This window comes from Roseateles sp. 22389 (assembly GCF_052044995.1).
Taxonomy (GTDB): Bacteria; Pseudomonadota; Gammaproteobacteria; order Burkholderiales; family Burkholderiaceae_C; genus Roseateles.
In genome coordinates, this window is record NZ_JBQEOF010000016.1 from 41,360 (window position 1) to 54,159 (window position 12,800).

Below are 12,800 nucleotides of genomic sequence, written 5' to 3' on the forward strand. Positions count from 1 at the left end.
CTTTTATCAGGACGTAGCCGAACATTACAGGTATTACGATGAGCTATTCTCCATGGATTTGAATGATCCATTGCAAGCGCAACGGGCGATCGAAAAGTGGCTGTTGCCTCAAACTGCGGATTGGAGCGACACGGGTCGAGCGCTCAGGATGGAGGCGTGTCGCGTCTGTATCAGTCAGAACGTCTCCTTCTCGGGGTACTGGCTCCCCGGTATAGAAGATCGTTGGAAGAAGAGCGGAGATATGAGTGATTATTTCTCTGATCTCGCAGTATTCCAAAGACTCGTTTGGAAGCTGCTGTTCAATGAAGCCTATGCGCCTGCGATTCTGAGTAATTACGTGAGGCGCGTAGATGAAGGGTTTGAAACATTTCCTGATTTTCCGGAGCGGTGGGGCAGCGCAACCTACGCGGATTGGCCGAAAGGATTCATTTAACTACCCGTTGAATGAGTTAAAAATTTCGAATCCACAGTTGGGGACACCGCTCGCTATGGAGGCACCCGAGCGGTGTAGACCAAAAGCAGATAAGCGGCGCCGTTGCATCTGGTGATACTTCCCACCACCTCGCATCGCCCTTGCTGAAGCGCAAGGCGTACGCTCCCCGTACCCATCGGCTTTAATCCGTGTCCAGGCGGAAGCCGAAAGGCAAGGAGCCGCCATGAAGTTCCCCCGCTTTCTCACTGCCGGCCTGACCGCCGCCTGTCTCACCCTGCTTGCCGCCTGCGGCGGCGGCTCCGGCGGCGATGACCCACCCGCCGCGGCCATGGGCACCCTCGGCCTCTCCTTGACCGACGCCCCCACTTGCGGCTTCGACCAGGTCAACGTCGCGATCCAGAAGATCCGCGTCCACCAGAGCACAACCGCCGCTGACACCGACGCCGGCTGGGCGGAACTGAATTTCAGCACCCCCAAGCGCGTGGACCTGCTCACGCTGACCAACGGCGTGCTCGCGTCCCTCGGGCAGATCCCCCTGCAGGCCGGCCATTACACGCAGATGCGCCTCGTGCTCGCCGCCAATGGCGGCAGCGATCCCTTGCTGAACTCGATCGTGCCGACCGGCGGCACCGAAGTCGCGCTCGACACGCCCAGCGCGATCCAGAGCGGCGTGAAGCTCAACGTCGACATCACCATCGCCGCCAACCAGCTCGCCGACTTCGTGCTCGACTTCGACGCCTGCAAGTCCGTCGTCACCGCCGGCAACTCCGGCAAGTACCTGCTCAAGCCGGTCGTCGCCGTCACGCCCAACTTCGTCTCGGGTGTCAGCGGCTACGTCGACAGCGCGGCGGCCAACGGCGCGACGACGGTGTCCGTCCAGCAGGGCGGGGTGGTCATCAAGGCGACCGCGCCGGATTCAACCGGCAAGTTCCTGCTGCAGCCGGTCGCGCCGGGCAGCTACACGCTGGTCATCACCGCGCCAGGACGCACGACCGACGTCGTCACCGGTTTGACCGTGGCCGCCTCCACCGTCACCTTGCTCAACGGCGCCACCTCGCCGCTGAGTTTGGGCGTCTCGATGAGCGGCACCGCGGCCGGGACCGTCACCACCAGCCTCACGCCGATCGACGCGAGCGTGCGAGCGACCCAGACGTTGCTCGGCGGCGAAAAGATCGAGGTCGCGACACGCGGCGTCGATGCGACCACCGGCGCCTACAGCATGACGCTGCCGACCGGCGCGCCGATGGTGGCGGCGTACGTCGCGCCGCTGGGTGCGTTGAACTTCGGCGCGGATGCGAGCGCCGCGGCGAAGTACGGGCTGGAGGCCAGTTCCGGCCTGGCGACGAAGACGGCCGGACCGCTGACGCTGACCGCCGGCGCGACGACGACCACCAACTTCTCGTTCCCTTGAGTCGACCGCCATCGCGGCGTCCCGGCTGGGGCGTCGCGTGACCGGCTGGCAGGCTCCCCCCGTGCTGCGCGCGGACTGCACGCGAAGGTGGACGTCAAGCGCCGCTGCGGGGCTCAGCGCCGCCAGTCGCGACGCATGGCGTCCCGCTCGTCCGCGCTCGACAAGGGATCGCCCTCGCGCAGGCGATCCATGTCGTCGAGCAGCGCTTGCGGCCAGGGAGAGGCCGCCATCCGGAAGGCTTCCGACGCTGCGGATGTCGATGCGGTCGGGGACGCTGACGCGGACCCCGCCGTGATCGTCGCGAGTTGCCGCACGCGCCATGCGTCGTCGCCACGGCAGGCCAGGCCCGCCGTGGCACCGCCGGCATCCGCCACGCCCACCGTGAAGGCGCGGCAGTATCGACCGTCCCGCGACACGAAGCTCAGGCCCACGCGGGTAGAGGAACCGGGCGCCGCCGCGCCGGACAGCTGCGCGTCCAGAGCCTGAGCGAGGGCGCCCTCGGCGAGCCAGCCGCCGTCTGCCGCCACCTCGAGCGCTCCGCGCGGCGCCAGCCAGGTCGTGCCGATCAACACGCCCAGCGCCAGGCTGGCCGCCATGCCGCCCCAGGCCAGCCAGCCTCCGCGGCGACGCCGACGTTCCTCGCCGAGGTCGATGGGCTTGGTGTCTGGCTTGGTGCCTGGCTTGGCGGACGGACCGGGCGCCGCGGCGGGCGCGGGCTCGGTGGCGGGCTCGGTGACGGCCTCGCGACTCGCGAAGAGCGCGCTCAGCCGCTCCGGCACGGGCTCCGCCAGCACGGGATCGAAGGCGTGCGTCAGCCGCGCGCGCAGGCGTCGCTCCCTCGACACCGCGGCGCCGAGCGTCGCATCCTCCGCCAGCCTCGCCTCGAAGCGGGTGCGCTCCGCCGCGTCCATCTCATCGTCGACATAGGCGGCGACGCGCGTCGCGTCGTCCATCGTCCGCGCGACATCGAGCTCGTGCTCGCGGTGCTCGCCGCGCGCCCGACCCGGGCCTGCGCCGCCGACCTCATCGCCGTCATCGCCGCTGTGTTGGCCGCGCTCGCGGCCGGAATCCATTGCGCCGTTCATGTCCTGTCCTTCGCCGCTCATGTGCCGCTCATGCGTCGATGTCGCCGTCGCCCAGCAGTTGCTGCAGCGTGTCCTTCGCCCGTGCCAGCCGGCTGGTGACGGTGCCGATCGGAACCTCCAGCACCGCCGCGGCCTCCTTGTAGGGCAGGCCCTCGACCAGCACCAGGCCGACCACCAGGCGCTGCTCCTCGGGGAGCCGCGCCATCGCCGCCTGCACCGACAAGCGCGCGATGTGCCGACCCGTCTCGGACACGCCGACGTGCTCGCCCGCCTCCTCGGGGGCCAGCACCTCGGCGCGCCGGCCGCGGGCGCGCTGCTCGTCGATCCAGGCGTTCTTCATGATCCTGAACATCCAGCTGTCCAGGCGCGTGCCGGCCTCGTACTGGTCCAAGGCCCGCAGCGCCCGCTCCACCGCCACCTGCACGAGGTCGTCCGCATCCTCGCGGTGATGCGTCAGGCTGCGGGCGAAGCGCCGCAGCCGGGGCAGCAGCGCGGCCAGGGCGGATTGCAACTCCAATATGCTCATGCGATGGGATGCCTGATGAATAGAACGACGGCGGCGCGGATTTTCTTCCGTGCGCCGGACGTTATCCGTCGATGAGCTTGAAATTCCTTCCGATCCTCGGCCTGGCCGCGGCCTTGATCACGGCGCTGCCCGCGTCGGCGCAGGTCCGTCTGCCCAATCTGCCCGGTGGTGGCCGCCTCCCCGGCGGCGAGCTGCTGCGCCGCACCGAGCCGCTGTTGACCTCGACCAGCCAGTTGCTCGCGCCGGTCGATCCGCTGCGTTGGCGCGAGCGGCTCGCCGATCAGCTGCTTCGGCGCCATCCCGACCAGCTTCAGCGCAACGCGGCGGACGAACTGGTGTTCATCGGCGAGGTGCTCGCGTTGCCGTCGTCGACGCAGGCGCGGCAGCGCGTGCTGTCGATGGACGGGTGGGAGCGGGTGGAGGAGACGCGGCTGGACGGGCTGGACCTCGCCTGGCTGCGGCTGCGGACGTCCGCAGGGACCTCGCCTTCAGCGCTGGCCGCGCGGATCGCGCAGCTGCGCGCCGAGGACCCGGAGGGCAGCTACGACTATCACCATGTCTACGTCGACGCGGGCACGGCGACGTCGACGACGCTCGCAAGCGCAAGCGCGACCGGCTCCATCGGGACCGAAGGGGCCGTCACCGGCGAGCGTCGCGTCGGCATGATCGACAGCGGCGTCGATGCCGCCCATCCCTCGCTGCGGCACGTGGCGCTGACTCGACAGGGTTGCGCGGGCCAGGCCCGGCCCGCGGCGCATGGCACGGCCGTGGCGTCGCTGCTGGTGGGCGATTCCGAGATCGGCTTCCGCGGCGCGCTGCCGCGCGGGCGCCTCTTCGCGATGGACGTGTATTGCGAGGGCGGGTCCCAGGCCGGCGGCGGCGTGCAGGCGATTGCCGAAGGCTTCGCCTGGCTGGCGCGGATGCGGGTGGGCGTGGTCAACATCAGCCTGGTCGGCCCGCCCAACGCGCTGTTGCGACGCGTGGTCGAGGCGGCGCAGGACAAGGGACTGCTGATCGTCGCGCCGGTCGGCAACGACGGGCCGTCGGCGCCGCCGCTCTATCCGGCCGCATGGCCCGGCGTGATCGCGGTCACCGGCGTCGACGCGCGCCGGCGCGTGCTCGTCGAAGCCGGGCGCGGGCCACATGTCGCCTTCGCCGCGCCGGGGGCCGACATGGTCGCCGCCGAGGCCGGCGGGCGCGGCTACGCGGCGGTGCGCGGCACCTCGTTCGCCGCGCCGCTGGTGGCGGGACTGCTCGCGGCGCGCCTGCCGTCGTCCGATCGAGCCGCGTCCTCGTCGGCCTTCAATGCGCTCGCGCGCGAGGCGATCGACCTGGGCGCCCCGGGGCGTGACGACGTGTATGGCATCGGGCTCGTCGGCGCCTCGCTGCGCGTGAACGCCGGCGACCTGCGCTGAAAACCATTGGTTGCAACTGGCCGGGAAGAAGCGACCCGGCCGCGTCGTTCTCCCAGTGCAGGCCGCGGAACGGTTCCGCGGCTCTCGAACCAGGAGATCGACATGAACGCAATTTCGAAGCAGACCCAAAGTCTTTGGCCCGTGGTGGCAGGCACTCTGGTGGCGGTCCTCGGCGCCCTGGCGCAGCCGGCGCATGCGGGCTTGCTCGGTGGCGGTGGGGGCCTCTCCGGCGGCGCCAGCGGGCAGATCGGCGGCAGCCTGGGTGGGATGGGAGGCCTGGGCCAGCGGCCGGACCTGAGCCGCGGCCGCGATGCGCTGCAGAACACGCGGGACCGCGCGGACCAGGCGGCCGGCAAGGTGAGCGATCGCGCGCAGCAAGCGACGGGCCGGGTGGGTGACGGCGTCGAAGCCGCGCGCGGCAAGGCCACGGAGCGCGCTCAGGACGGCGTCGGCCGCGCGCAGGATCTCGCGACACGGGCGCAGGACAAGGCCGCCGGTGCGACGACCTCGTTGAACGAACGCGCCGAACAAGGTGTCGCCCGCGCGGCGGGTGCTGCCAGCGCAGCTGGTGGCCAACTGGATCACACGGCGGGCCAGGCCCATCAGGTGGGCGCGGAAGGAACCGCCGTGGCAACGAGTGGTACCGGCTCGACCTCCACGCCTTCCACGACGACTTCCACGCCTTCGCCTTCCTCGCCTTCCTCGCCGGCGTCACCTTCTACGCCAGCCTCGCCCGAGCGCGCCCACGGCGCGCAGGCCAGTGGCAGCGCGAAGGCCTCGGGCACCGCGCAGGCCAGCCGGGACGGCGGTCGGGTGAGCGGGCAGGGCAGCGCGAGCACCTCGGCCGAGGCCAAGGCCGGCAAGACCGGCGGGCAGTGAGCCCGGGGCGGCGAGGGCGCGCGGCTTACCGCGGTGCCCTCAGCCGCGCCACTTCATCCAGCGGCGTGGCGCCGAAGTAGCGCTTGAACTCGCGGCTGAACTGCGATGGGCTCTCGTAACCCACGCGCGTGGCGGCGACCCCGGCCTTCACGCCTTCGTTCAGCATGATCAGCCGCGCCTTGTGCAGCTTGTAGCTCTTCACGTACTGCAGCGGCGAGGTGTTGGTGACCGCCTTGAAGTTGTGATGGAAGGCGGACACGCTCATGTTCACGAGTTTGGCCAGCTGCTCGACGTTCAAGGGCTTGGCGTAGTTCGACTCGATGTGCTGCAGCGCCTTGGTCACCTGCGCGAAGTGCGTGTGCCGGTGCGCCAGTGCCTGCAGCGCCGCGCCGCTGTCGCCGCACAGCACGTGGTAGACGATCTCCTTGACGATCAGCCGGCCCAGCACCTTGGCGTCGCGAGGATGGTCCATCGCGTCGACCAGCCGCTCGAGCGCGCACAGCACCTCCTCGGTGAAGGGCGCGCTGTTGACGCCGGGGCATTCGAGGCTGGCGGGACGGTCGAAGTCCTCGTCCTCCAGGTCGATCAGCAGCTCCTGCAGCATCGCCGTGTCAATGTCGATCGACACGCCGACGAAGGGCTCCTTGCGGCTCGCGATCGTCTGGCACTCGAAGGGCAGGGGCACCGTCAGCAGCAGGTAGTTGTCCGCGTCGTAGCGGAAGGTCCGGTCGCCCACGTGCCCCACCTTCGCGCCCTGCGCCACGATGACGATCGACGGCTCGTAGAGCACCGGCGTGCGGGGATGCGGCGTCTCGGTGTAGAGCACGCGCACGCCGGCCACCGGGGAGGGTGTCGCGAAGGACCCGGTCGAGAGGCGGGTCGCGGCGTCGACGATGCGCCGGCGGATGCTGTCGTTGAGGGTGGTCGCCATGGGATCTGGAAGGACATCGGGCGCGGNNCGCCGCGCGTGGGGAGGTTGCTGGCTCAGCGGGCCGCTTCGAGGATGCGCTGGCTGTCCTCGAGGCGGATGTCCTGGTGCTCGCCCAGCGCCGTGCCGCCGTGTTCCTGGAGCTTGGCGATCATCGCCGGGATGGTGCTGCCGTCCAGGCCGTAGGCGGACAGGCGCGTGCCCACGCCCAGTTGCTCGAAGAACGCGCGCGTGGCCGCGATCGCGCCGTCGATGCGCTGCGCTTCAGTGCCCTCGCGCAGGCCCCAGACGCGGTCCGCGTACTGCAGCAGCTTGGCGCGTTTCTGCTCCTTCTTGTAGGCCAGCGCCGACGGCAGCACGATCGCCAGCGTCTGCGCGTGATCGAGTCCATGCATCGCGGTCAGTTCGTGGCCGATCATGTGCGTCGCCCAGTCCTGCGGCACGCCGGCGCCGATCAGGCCGTTGAGCGCCTGCGTCGCGCTCCACATCACGTTGGCGCGGACGTCGTAGTTCTCGGGCTCGGTCAGCGCGCGCGGGCCTTCCTCGATCAGCGTCTGCAGGATGCCCTCGGCGAAGCGGTCCTGGATGCGGCCTTCGGCGGGATAGGTCAGGTATTGCTCGACGGTGTGGACGAAGGCGTCGACGACGCCGTTGGCGACCTGGCGCGCCGGCAGCGAGTAGGTCGTCGCCGGGTCGAGCACCGCGAACACCGGATAGGTGAAGGGCGAGAAGAAGGGCAGCTTGTCGCCGGTCTCCCGGCGGCTGATGACGGCGCCGTTGTTGGACTCGGAGCCGGTCGCCGGCAGCGTCAGCACGACGCCCATCTTCACCGCGTCGGCGACCTTGACGCCGCGGGTCAGCAGGATCTCCCAGGCATCCGGCGAGGCCTCGTAGCGCGCCGCCGCGCCGATGAACTTGGTCCCGTCCGCGACCGAGCCGCCGCCCACGGCCAGCAGGAAGTCGATGCGCTCGGCCTTGACCACCTCGACGGCCTTCATCAGCGTCTCGAAGGTGGGGTTGGGCTCGATGCCGGAGAACTCGAGCACGGTGCGGCCGGCCAGCGCCGCGCGGACCTGGTCGAGCACGCCGTTCTTCTTGATGCTGCCGCCGCCGTAGGTGATCAGGATGCGCGCGTCGGCGGGAATCTCCTGCCCGAGCTGGGCGATCTGGCCCTGGCCGAAGAGGATCTTGGTGGGGGTGTTGAGGATGAAGTTGTTCATGGCTTGCGGCTCCGTGGCGGCGATCGAAGGATCGACTCGATGGGGCGGATTGTTCCGCCGGCGCCCAGGAGCCGACAAGGCACGAAACTGCTTTCGTCTTGCCCATTCCTGCTTGCGCGGGGATGAATGGGCAAGGCGGCGGGACCGGTCCGGGAGGTGGCCGACGCCGGGTAAGCCCGATGGTTGAACTAATTGTTTGGGGGCTGAATTAATTGGCCGGCTGACAACGCTGACATCGCGCGCGGTCTTCACGGCATCCTCACATCAACAACACACGGAGACCTATGAACCTCACCCATCGCACGCTGCTCGCAGCCGCCCTCGTCACCACGCTGGCCGCGGCCGCACCGGGCGCGCAGGCCGCCACCTGGGCCGCTTCCTCGCCGGCGACGTCCTCCTGCTCGGCACCCAATCTCTTCGCCACCTGGACCTACGGCAACTACGGCTTCAACAACGACGTCTGGTCGCCCTGCAGCAACCTGGCCGCCGGCGCCCAGACCATCTGGGCCAACTCGAACGCCGACTGGGGCGTCTGGTCCGACCAGCCCAACACCGGCGGGATCAAGTCCTACCCGCACATCGGCTACGCGGTGAACCGCACGATCAGCTCGCTGTCCACGCTGACGTCCACCATCAGCGCGACCACGCCCTCGGGCGGCGCCTGGGAGTCGACCTACGACATCTGGGTCGGCAACAACGCCCACGAGATCATGCTGTGGCTGAACTACACCGGCACCGCCGGCGGCTGCGGCAACGTCAAGCCGATCTCCTACAACTGGACCGCCGCGGGCTGCGCGATCCCCGTCTACACCAACGTCTCGGTGGGCGGCTCGACCTGGAATGTCTACCGCGGCAACAACGGCAACAACATGGTGTATTCCTTCCTGCGCACCACGAAGACCAACAACACCACCGTGGACGTGCGCGCCATCCTCAACTACCTGAAGAACCTGGGCTGGATGGGCGACCTGGTCGTTGGCGACGTGCAGTACGGCTTCGAGATCACCTCCTCGGCCGGCGGCATGAACTTCGGTGCGAAGAACTTCTCCGTCACCGTGAAGTGAGGCGGCGCCGCCGCGGTGGGGCGGTGCCTCGCCGCGGCGGTACTGCGGCGGCACTGCGGCGTCGTGGGCGCCGCCGCGGGCGGCGCGGACCTTCTGCGAAACTCGTCCCGATTCGCTCGAGAAGGTCGTGTTCATGAAATCGGATGAGAGGGAGGCCGCCGACCGGCGGCGCTTGCAGATGGCGGACATCGCGCGGATGGCCGGCGTGTCCGTCTCGACGGTGTCGCGCTGCCTCAACGGCAGTCCGCTGGTCAACGCGGAGACGCGCCGGCGGGTCGAGGAACTGGCCAAGTCGCTGAACTACACCATCAACCTCGGCGCCAAGAGCTTCCGGCTGCAGGAGAACCGCACCGTCGCGGTGGTCGTGCCCTACGACCGCGACTCCCGCCAGCACATCTCCGATCCCTTCTTCCTCACCATCGTCGGCGCGATCGCCGACGTGCTGACCGCGCGCGGCTTCGACATGCTGCTGTCGCGCGTCGACGCGGACCACCTCGACCAGGCCGTGCGCGGCGTCGAGATGGGCAAGGCCTGCGGCCTGCTGCTGATCGGCCAGTGGCGCCATCACGACCAGCTCAACGAGCTGGCCGCGCGCCACATGCCGGTGGTGGTCTGGGGCGCGGAGCTGCCGCAGCAGCTCTACTGCACCGTCGGCGGCGACAACCATGCGGGCGGGCTGATCGCCACGCGGCACCTGCTCGAGGCCGGCCGCCGCCGCATCGCCTTCCTCGGCGATGCCCAGCTGCCCGAGGTGCTGCATCGCCGGCAGGGCCACTGGCAGGCGCTGCGCGACGCCGGCCTCGCGCCCGAACCGGCGCTGGAGCTGCCGGTCTCCTTCGCGCCGGCCGCCGCGCGGGCGCCGATCGAGGCCTTCTTCGCCGCGCACCGGGAGGTCGACGCGGTGATGGCCTGTTCCGACCTGCTGGCTCTGGAGGCGGTGCGCGCGCTGCGCGCGGCGGGGCGATCCGTCCCGGCGGACGTGTCCGTCACCGGCTACGACGACATGGCGCTCGCCGCCTACGGCACGCCCGCGCTGACCACCGTCCACCAGCCGGTGGCCGAGGCGGCCGAGGCGCTGGTCGATGCGCTGATGCAGATGCTCGCCGGCGAGCGCGTCGCGCCGCTGACGCTGCCGGTCCACCTCGTCGTCCGCGACAGTTCGCTGCGTGCAAAGGGCTAAGGCCCGGGTGCGGACGTGCGCGCCACGGCACTTTGCAAAATCGAATGCAACCGATTGCATTCGATTGCGCCAGATTGCACCCGATACCGTAGAGTGAAGTTCGCTCAATACGCTGTTTGATGCTTTTTCATGCCGTCAAACTAATGTCTGCCTGAGCGATGACTTAGGGTTTTCGCTGTTTTGCAATCGATTGCAATTGACGGCCGAGTCGACCACAATGCATGCAGGCCGCCACCAGTGCGGCGATCCACGCCGACTCACGTCGAGGTCGGTGCGGCACAACGACCGGAGACACCCGACATGCGTCCTTCCTCGCCCTTGCGCCGGCTGCCGCTGGCGATCGCCCTCTCGCTGGCTTTCCCCGCCGCCTGGAGCCAGACCGCCACGCCCGAGGCCGCGCCGCCGGCCGCCGCGCCCGCTTCGGCCAATGAGCGCGCCAGCGAGCCAGCCGCCGCTGCGGCGCCCCAGGAGGCGTCGACCGACGCGCTGTCGCTGAACCAGGTCGTCGTGACCGGGACCTCGACCAGGACCAGCAAGATGAAGCAGAGCCTGTCCATCAGCTCGATGGGCAGCGAGCAGATCGCCAAGACTGGCGCGACCAGCGCGGCCGAGCTGCTGCGCGCGGTGCCGGGCCTGCGCTCCGAGTCCTCCGGCGGCGAGGGCAACGCCAACATCACCGTGCGCGGCGTGCCGCTGTCGGCGGGCGGCTCGCGCTACGTGCAGATCCAGGAGGACGGCCTGCCGGTGCTGCTGTTCGGCGACATCGCCTTCGGCACCGCCGACCAGTTCCTGCGCGCCGACGTCAACATCGACCGGCTGGAGGTGGTGCGCGGCGGTTCGGCCTCGACGCTGGCCAGCAACTCGCCGGGCGGCCTGATCAACTTCATCAGCAAGACCGGCAAGGGCGAGCAGGGCGGATCGATGGCGCTGACCGGCGGCCTCGATCACCGCCTGTGGCGCGTGGAGGCCGACTACGGCGGCTCGCTGGGGCGCGGCACCAGCTTCCACATCGGCGGCTTCCAGCGCCAGGGCGAGGGCGGCCGTCCCACCGGCCGCACGCTGGAGCAGGGCGGGCAGATCAAGGCCAACCTGACCCAGACCTTCGACGCGGGCTACCTGCGGCTCAACCTCAAGGCGCTGGACGACCGCACGCCCTCGTTGATGCCGGTGCCGGTGCAGGTCGTGAACGGCCAGATCCGGACCGTCGCCGGCATCGATCCGCGCCAGGCCTTCTTCCTGACCTCGGGCCTGCCCGCCGACACCACCGTCGACAGGAACGGCAATCCCGTCACCACGAGCACGCGCGACGGGCTGCGGGTCAAGAGCTTCGCCATCGGGCTGGAGACCAGCCTGGACCTGGGCCAGGGCTGGACGCTGGAGGACCGCTTCCGCCGTAGCAGCAACTCGGGCCGCTTCATGGCGCTGTTCCCCGCGGACAACGGCAACAACGGCAGCAACGCCTTCTTCACCGGCACGCTGTTCAACACCTCGCTGGACGACCTGGGCAACACCTTCAACGACCTGAAGCTGAGCCGCAAGTTCGCGCTGGCCGGCGGATCGGCGACCGTGCTCGGCGGCCTGTTCAACGGCGTGCAGCAGGTGGCGCAGACCTGGTTCTGGAACCAGTACAACCTGAGCTTCAGCAACAACGGCGCGCGCGTCGTCGATGCCGCCGGACAGCCCTCGACGCTGCCGGTGAGCAGCGGCTGGGACACCTGGGGCGGCTGCTGCGCGCGGACCTTCGACGTGCAGTACACGCAGACCTCCCCCTACCTGGCGCTGGCCTGGGAGGGCGGCCCGGTCAACGTCGACCTGAGCGTGCGCCGCGACGGCCAGCGGGCCAGCGGCTACACGCTGGCCGGCAATGCCCAGACGCGCAACTGGGATCCGGCCTCGCGCCAGGAGGTGGACTACAAGGTCTCCCACACCTCCTATTCGGGCGGCGTGAACTACGCGGTCAGCAGCGACCTGGCGGTGTTCGGGCGCGTCAGCAACGGCGTGGCCTTCTCCGCCGATCGCCTGCTCTATGGCAATCCGCTGGACGGCTCCGTGCCGGTGGCGATCAACGAGATCGACCAGACCGAGCTCGGCCTGAAGTGGCGCGACAAGTCCGGCCTGAGCCTGTTCGTCACCGCCTTCGATGCCCGCACCAATGAGAGCAACTACGAGGTCACGACCCGGACCTTCACCGCCAACCGCTACCGCGCCCGCGGCCTGGAGCTGGAAGGCGCGTACACGAGCGGCCCGTGGCGGCTGACCGCCGGCGCGACCTGGACCCATGCCCGCATCCGCAGCGCCAACGACCCGGCGCTGGTGGGCAACAAGCCGCGCCGGCAGGCCGCGCTGGTGTGGCAGCTGGCGCCGTCGTACACCATCGGCGACCTCGAACTGGGCGCGGCGGTGGTGGGCTCCGGCAAGTCCTACGGCGACGATGCCAACACCATCACGATGAAGTCCTATGCGGTGGTCAATGCCTTCGTGAACTACGCGCTGACGGAGAAGATCATGCTGGGCCTGTCGGCCAACAACCTGTTCGACAAGCTGGCCTACACCGAGATCGAGGGCGACGGCCACGCCGCCCGGGCGCTCAACGGCCGCACGCTGCGCGCCACGCTGAAGATCGACTTCTGAGGTCCGCGCATGCACGATCCGACCCCTT

General features: G+C 69.5%; 11 protein-coding genes. 7 read left to right on the forward strand and 4 right to left on the reverse strand.

Annotation, left to right across the window (positions count from 1 at the left end; all coding sequences use genetic code 11):
• The first annotated feature begins 52 nt into the window (after positions 1–52).
• A complete protein-coding gene (locus ACTJKJ_RS19880) occupies positions 53–433 on the forward strand; it encodes a hypothetical protein (RefSeq protein ID WP_297382482.1) in 381 nt (126 codons plus the stop codon).
• A 223-nt stretch (positions 434–656) separates the two neighbouring features.
• On the forward strand, positions 657–1,844 hold the full coding sequence (locus tag ACTJKJ_RS19885) for a DUF4382 domain-containing protein (RefSeq protein ID WP_440821495.1): 1,188 nt from the start codon (positions 657–659) through the stop codon (positions 1,842–1,844).
• Between the two features lie 113 nt (positions 1,845–1,957).
• On the opposite strand, the gene ACTJKJ_RS19890 is transcribed toward ACTJKJ_RS19885, so the two are convergent.
• The gene (locus ACTJKJ_RS19890; RefSeq protein ID WP_440821496.1) at positions 1,958–2,950 is read right to left on the reverse strand and encodes an anti-sigma factor family protein; all 993 of its coding nucleotides are present in this window, start codon (positions 2,948–2,950) and stop codon (positions 1,958–1,960) included.
• Positions 2,951–2,957: 7 nt separating this feature from the next.
• Positions 2,958–3,455 (reverse strand): RNA polymerase sigma factor, encoded by a 498-nt coding sequence (locus ACTJKJ_RS19895; protein WP_440821497.1) that lies wholly within the window; start codon positions 3,453–3,455, stop codon positions 2,958–2,960.
• A 71-nt stretch (positions 3,456–3,526) separates the two neighbouring features.
• Between ACTJKJ_RS19895 and ACTJKJ_RS19900 the strand changes: the two genes are divergently transcribed.
• Both ACTJKJ_RS19900 and ACTJKJ_RS19905 read left to right on the forward strand, forming a co-directional pair.
• On the forward strand, positions 3,527–4,870 hold the full coding sequence (locus ACTJKJ_RS19900; RefSeq protein WP_440821498.1) for a S8 family serine peptidase: 1,344 nt from the start codon (positions 3,527–3,529) through the stop codon (positions 4,868–4,870).
• Between the two features lie 102 nt (positions 4,871–4,972).
• Positions 4,973–5,749, forward strand: coding sequence for a hypothetical protein (locus ACTJKJ_RS19905; protein WP_440821499.1), 777 nt, complete (start codon positions 4,973–4,975; stop codon positions 5,747–5,749).
• 25 nt (positions 5,750–5,774) lie between these two features.
• Here ACTJKJ_RS19905 and ACTJKJ_RS19910 read toward each other — a convergent pair whose 3' ends face one another.
• Together ACTJKJ_RS19910 and yqhD are read right to left on the reverse strand one after the other, a co-directional pair.
• On the reverse strand, positions 5,775–6,680 hold the full coding sequence (locus ACTJKJ_RS19910; RefSeq protein WP_440821500.1) for an AraC family transcriptional regulator: 906 nt from the start codon (positions 6,678–6,680) through the stop codon (positions 5,775–5,777).
• 53 nt (positions 6,681–6,733) lie between these two features.
• Entirely contained in the window at positions 6,734–7,897 is a 1,164-nt protein-coding gene (gene yqhD, locus ACTJKJ_RS19915) for an alcohol dehydrogenase (RefSeq protein ID WP_440821501.1), read from the reverse strand.
• A gap of 284 nt (positions 7,898–8,181) precedes the next feature.
• On the opposite strand from yqhD, the gene ACTJKJ_RS19920 reads away from it, so the two are divergent.
• The 3 genes from ACTJKJ_RS19920 (at position 8,182) to ACTJKJ_RS19930 (ending at position 12,772) form a co-directional block, all read left to right on the forward strand.
• A complete protein-coding gene (locus ACTJKJ_RS19920) occupies positions 8,182–8,961 on the forward strand; it encodes a GH12 family glycosyl hydrolase domain-containing protein (protein ID WP_440821502.1) in 780 nt (259 codons plus the stop codon).
• Between the two features lie 133 nt (positions 8,962–9,094).
• The gene (locus ACTJKJ_RS19925; protein ID WP_440821503.1) at positions 9,095–10,141 is read left to right on the forward strand and encodes a LacI family DNA-binding transcriptional regulator; all 1,047 of its coding nucleotides are present in this window, start codon (positions 9,095–9,097) and stop codon (positions 10,139–10,141) included.
• A 300-nt stretch (positions 10,142–10,441) separates the two neighbouring features.
• A complete protein-coding gene (locus tag ACTJKJ_RS19930; RefSeq protein ID WP_440821504.1) occupies positions 10,442–12,772 on the forward strand; it encodes a TonB-dependent receptor in 2,331 nt (776 codons plus the stop codon).
• The last annotated feature ends 28 nt before the right edge of the window (positions 12,773–12,800 follow it).

Excerpts from the sequence above, each read along its gene's own strand:
- ACTJKJ_RS19880 (WP_297382482.1), top strand. The coding sequence starts at position 53 with ATGGATTTGAATGATCCATTGCAAGCGCAACGGGCGATCGAAAAGTGG.
- ACTJKJ_RS19890 (WP_440821496.1), bottom strand. The coding sequence starts at position 2,950 with ATGAGCGGCGAAGGACAGGACATGAACGGCGCAATGGATTCCGGCCGC.
- ACTJKJ_RS19895 (WP_440821497.1), bottom strand. The coding sequence starts at position 3,455 with ATGAGCATATTGGAGTTGCAATCCGCCCTGGCCGCGCTGCTGCCCCGG.
- ACTJKJ_RS19920 (WP_440821502.1), top strand. The coding sequence starts at position 8,182 with ATGAACCTCACCCATCGCACGCTGCTCGCAGCCGCCCTCGTCACCACG.
- ACTJKJ_RS19900 (WP_440821498.1), top strand. The coding sequence starts at position 3,527 with ATGAGCTTGAAATTCCTTCCGATCCTCGGCCTGGCCGCGGCCTTGATC.
- ACTJKJ_RS19905 (WP_440821499.1), top strand. The coding sequence starts at position 4,973 with ATGAACGCAATTTCGAAGCAGACCCAAAGTCTTTGGCCCGTGGTGGCA.
- yqhD (WP_440821501.1), bottom strand. The coding sequence starts at position 7,897 with ATGAACAACTTCATCCTCAACACCCCCACCAAGATCCTCTTCGGCCAG.
- ACTJKJ_RS19910 (WP_440821500.1), bottom strand. The coding sequence starts at position 6,680 with ATGGCGACCACCCTCAACGACAGCATCCGCCGGCGCATCGTCGACGCC.
- ACTJKJ_RS19885 (WP_440821495.1), top strand. The coding sequence starts at position 657 with ATGAAGTTCCCCCGCTTTCTCACTGCCGGCCTGACCGCCGCCTGTCTC.
- ACTJKJ_RS19925 (WP_440821503.1), top strand. The coding sequence starts at position 9,095 with ATGAAATCGGATGAGAGGGAGGCCGCCGACCGGCGGCGCTTGCAGATG.
- ACTJKJ_RS19930 (WP_440821504.1), top strand. The coding sequence starts at position 10,442 with ATGCGTCCTTCCTCGCCCTTGCGCCGGCTGCCGCTGGCGATCGCCCTC.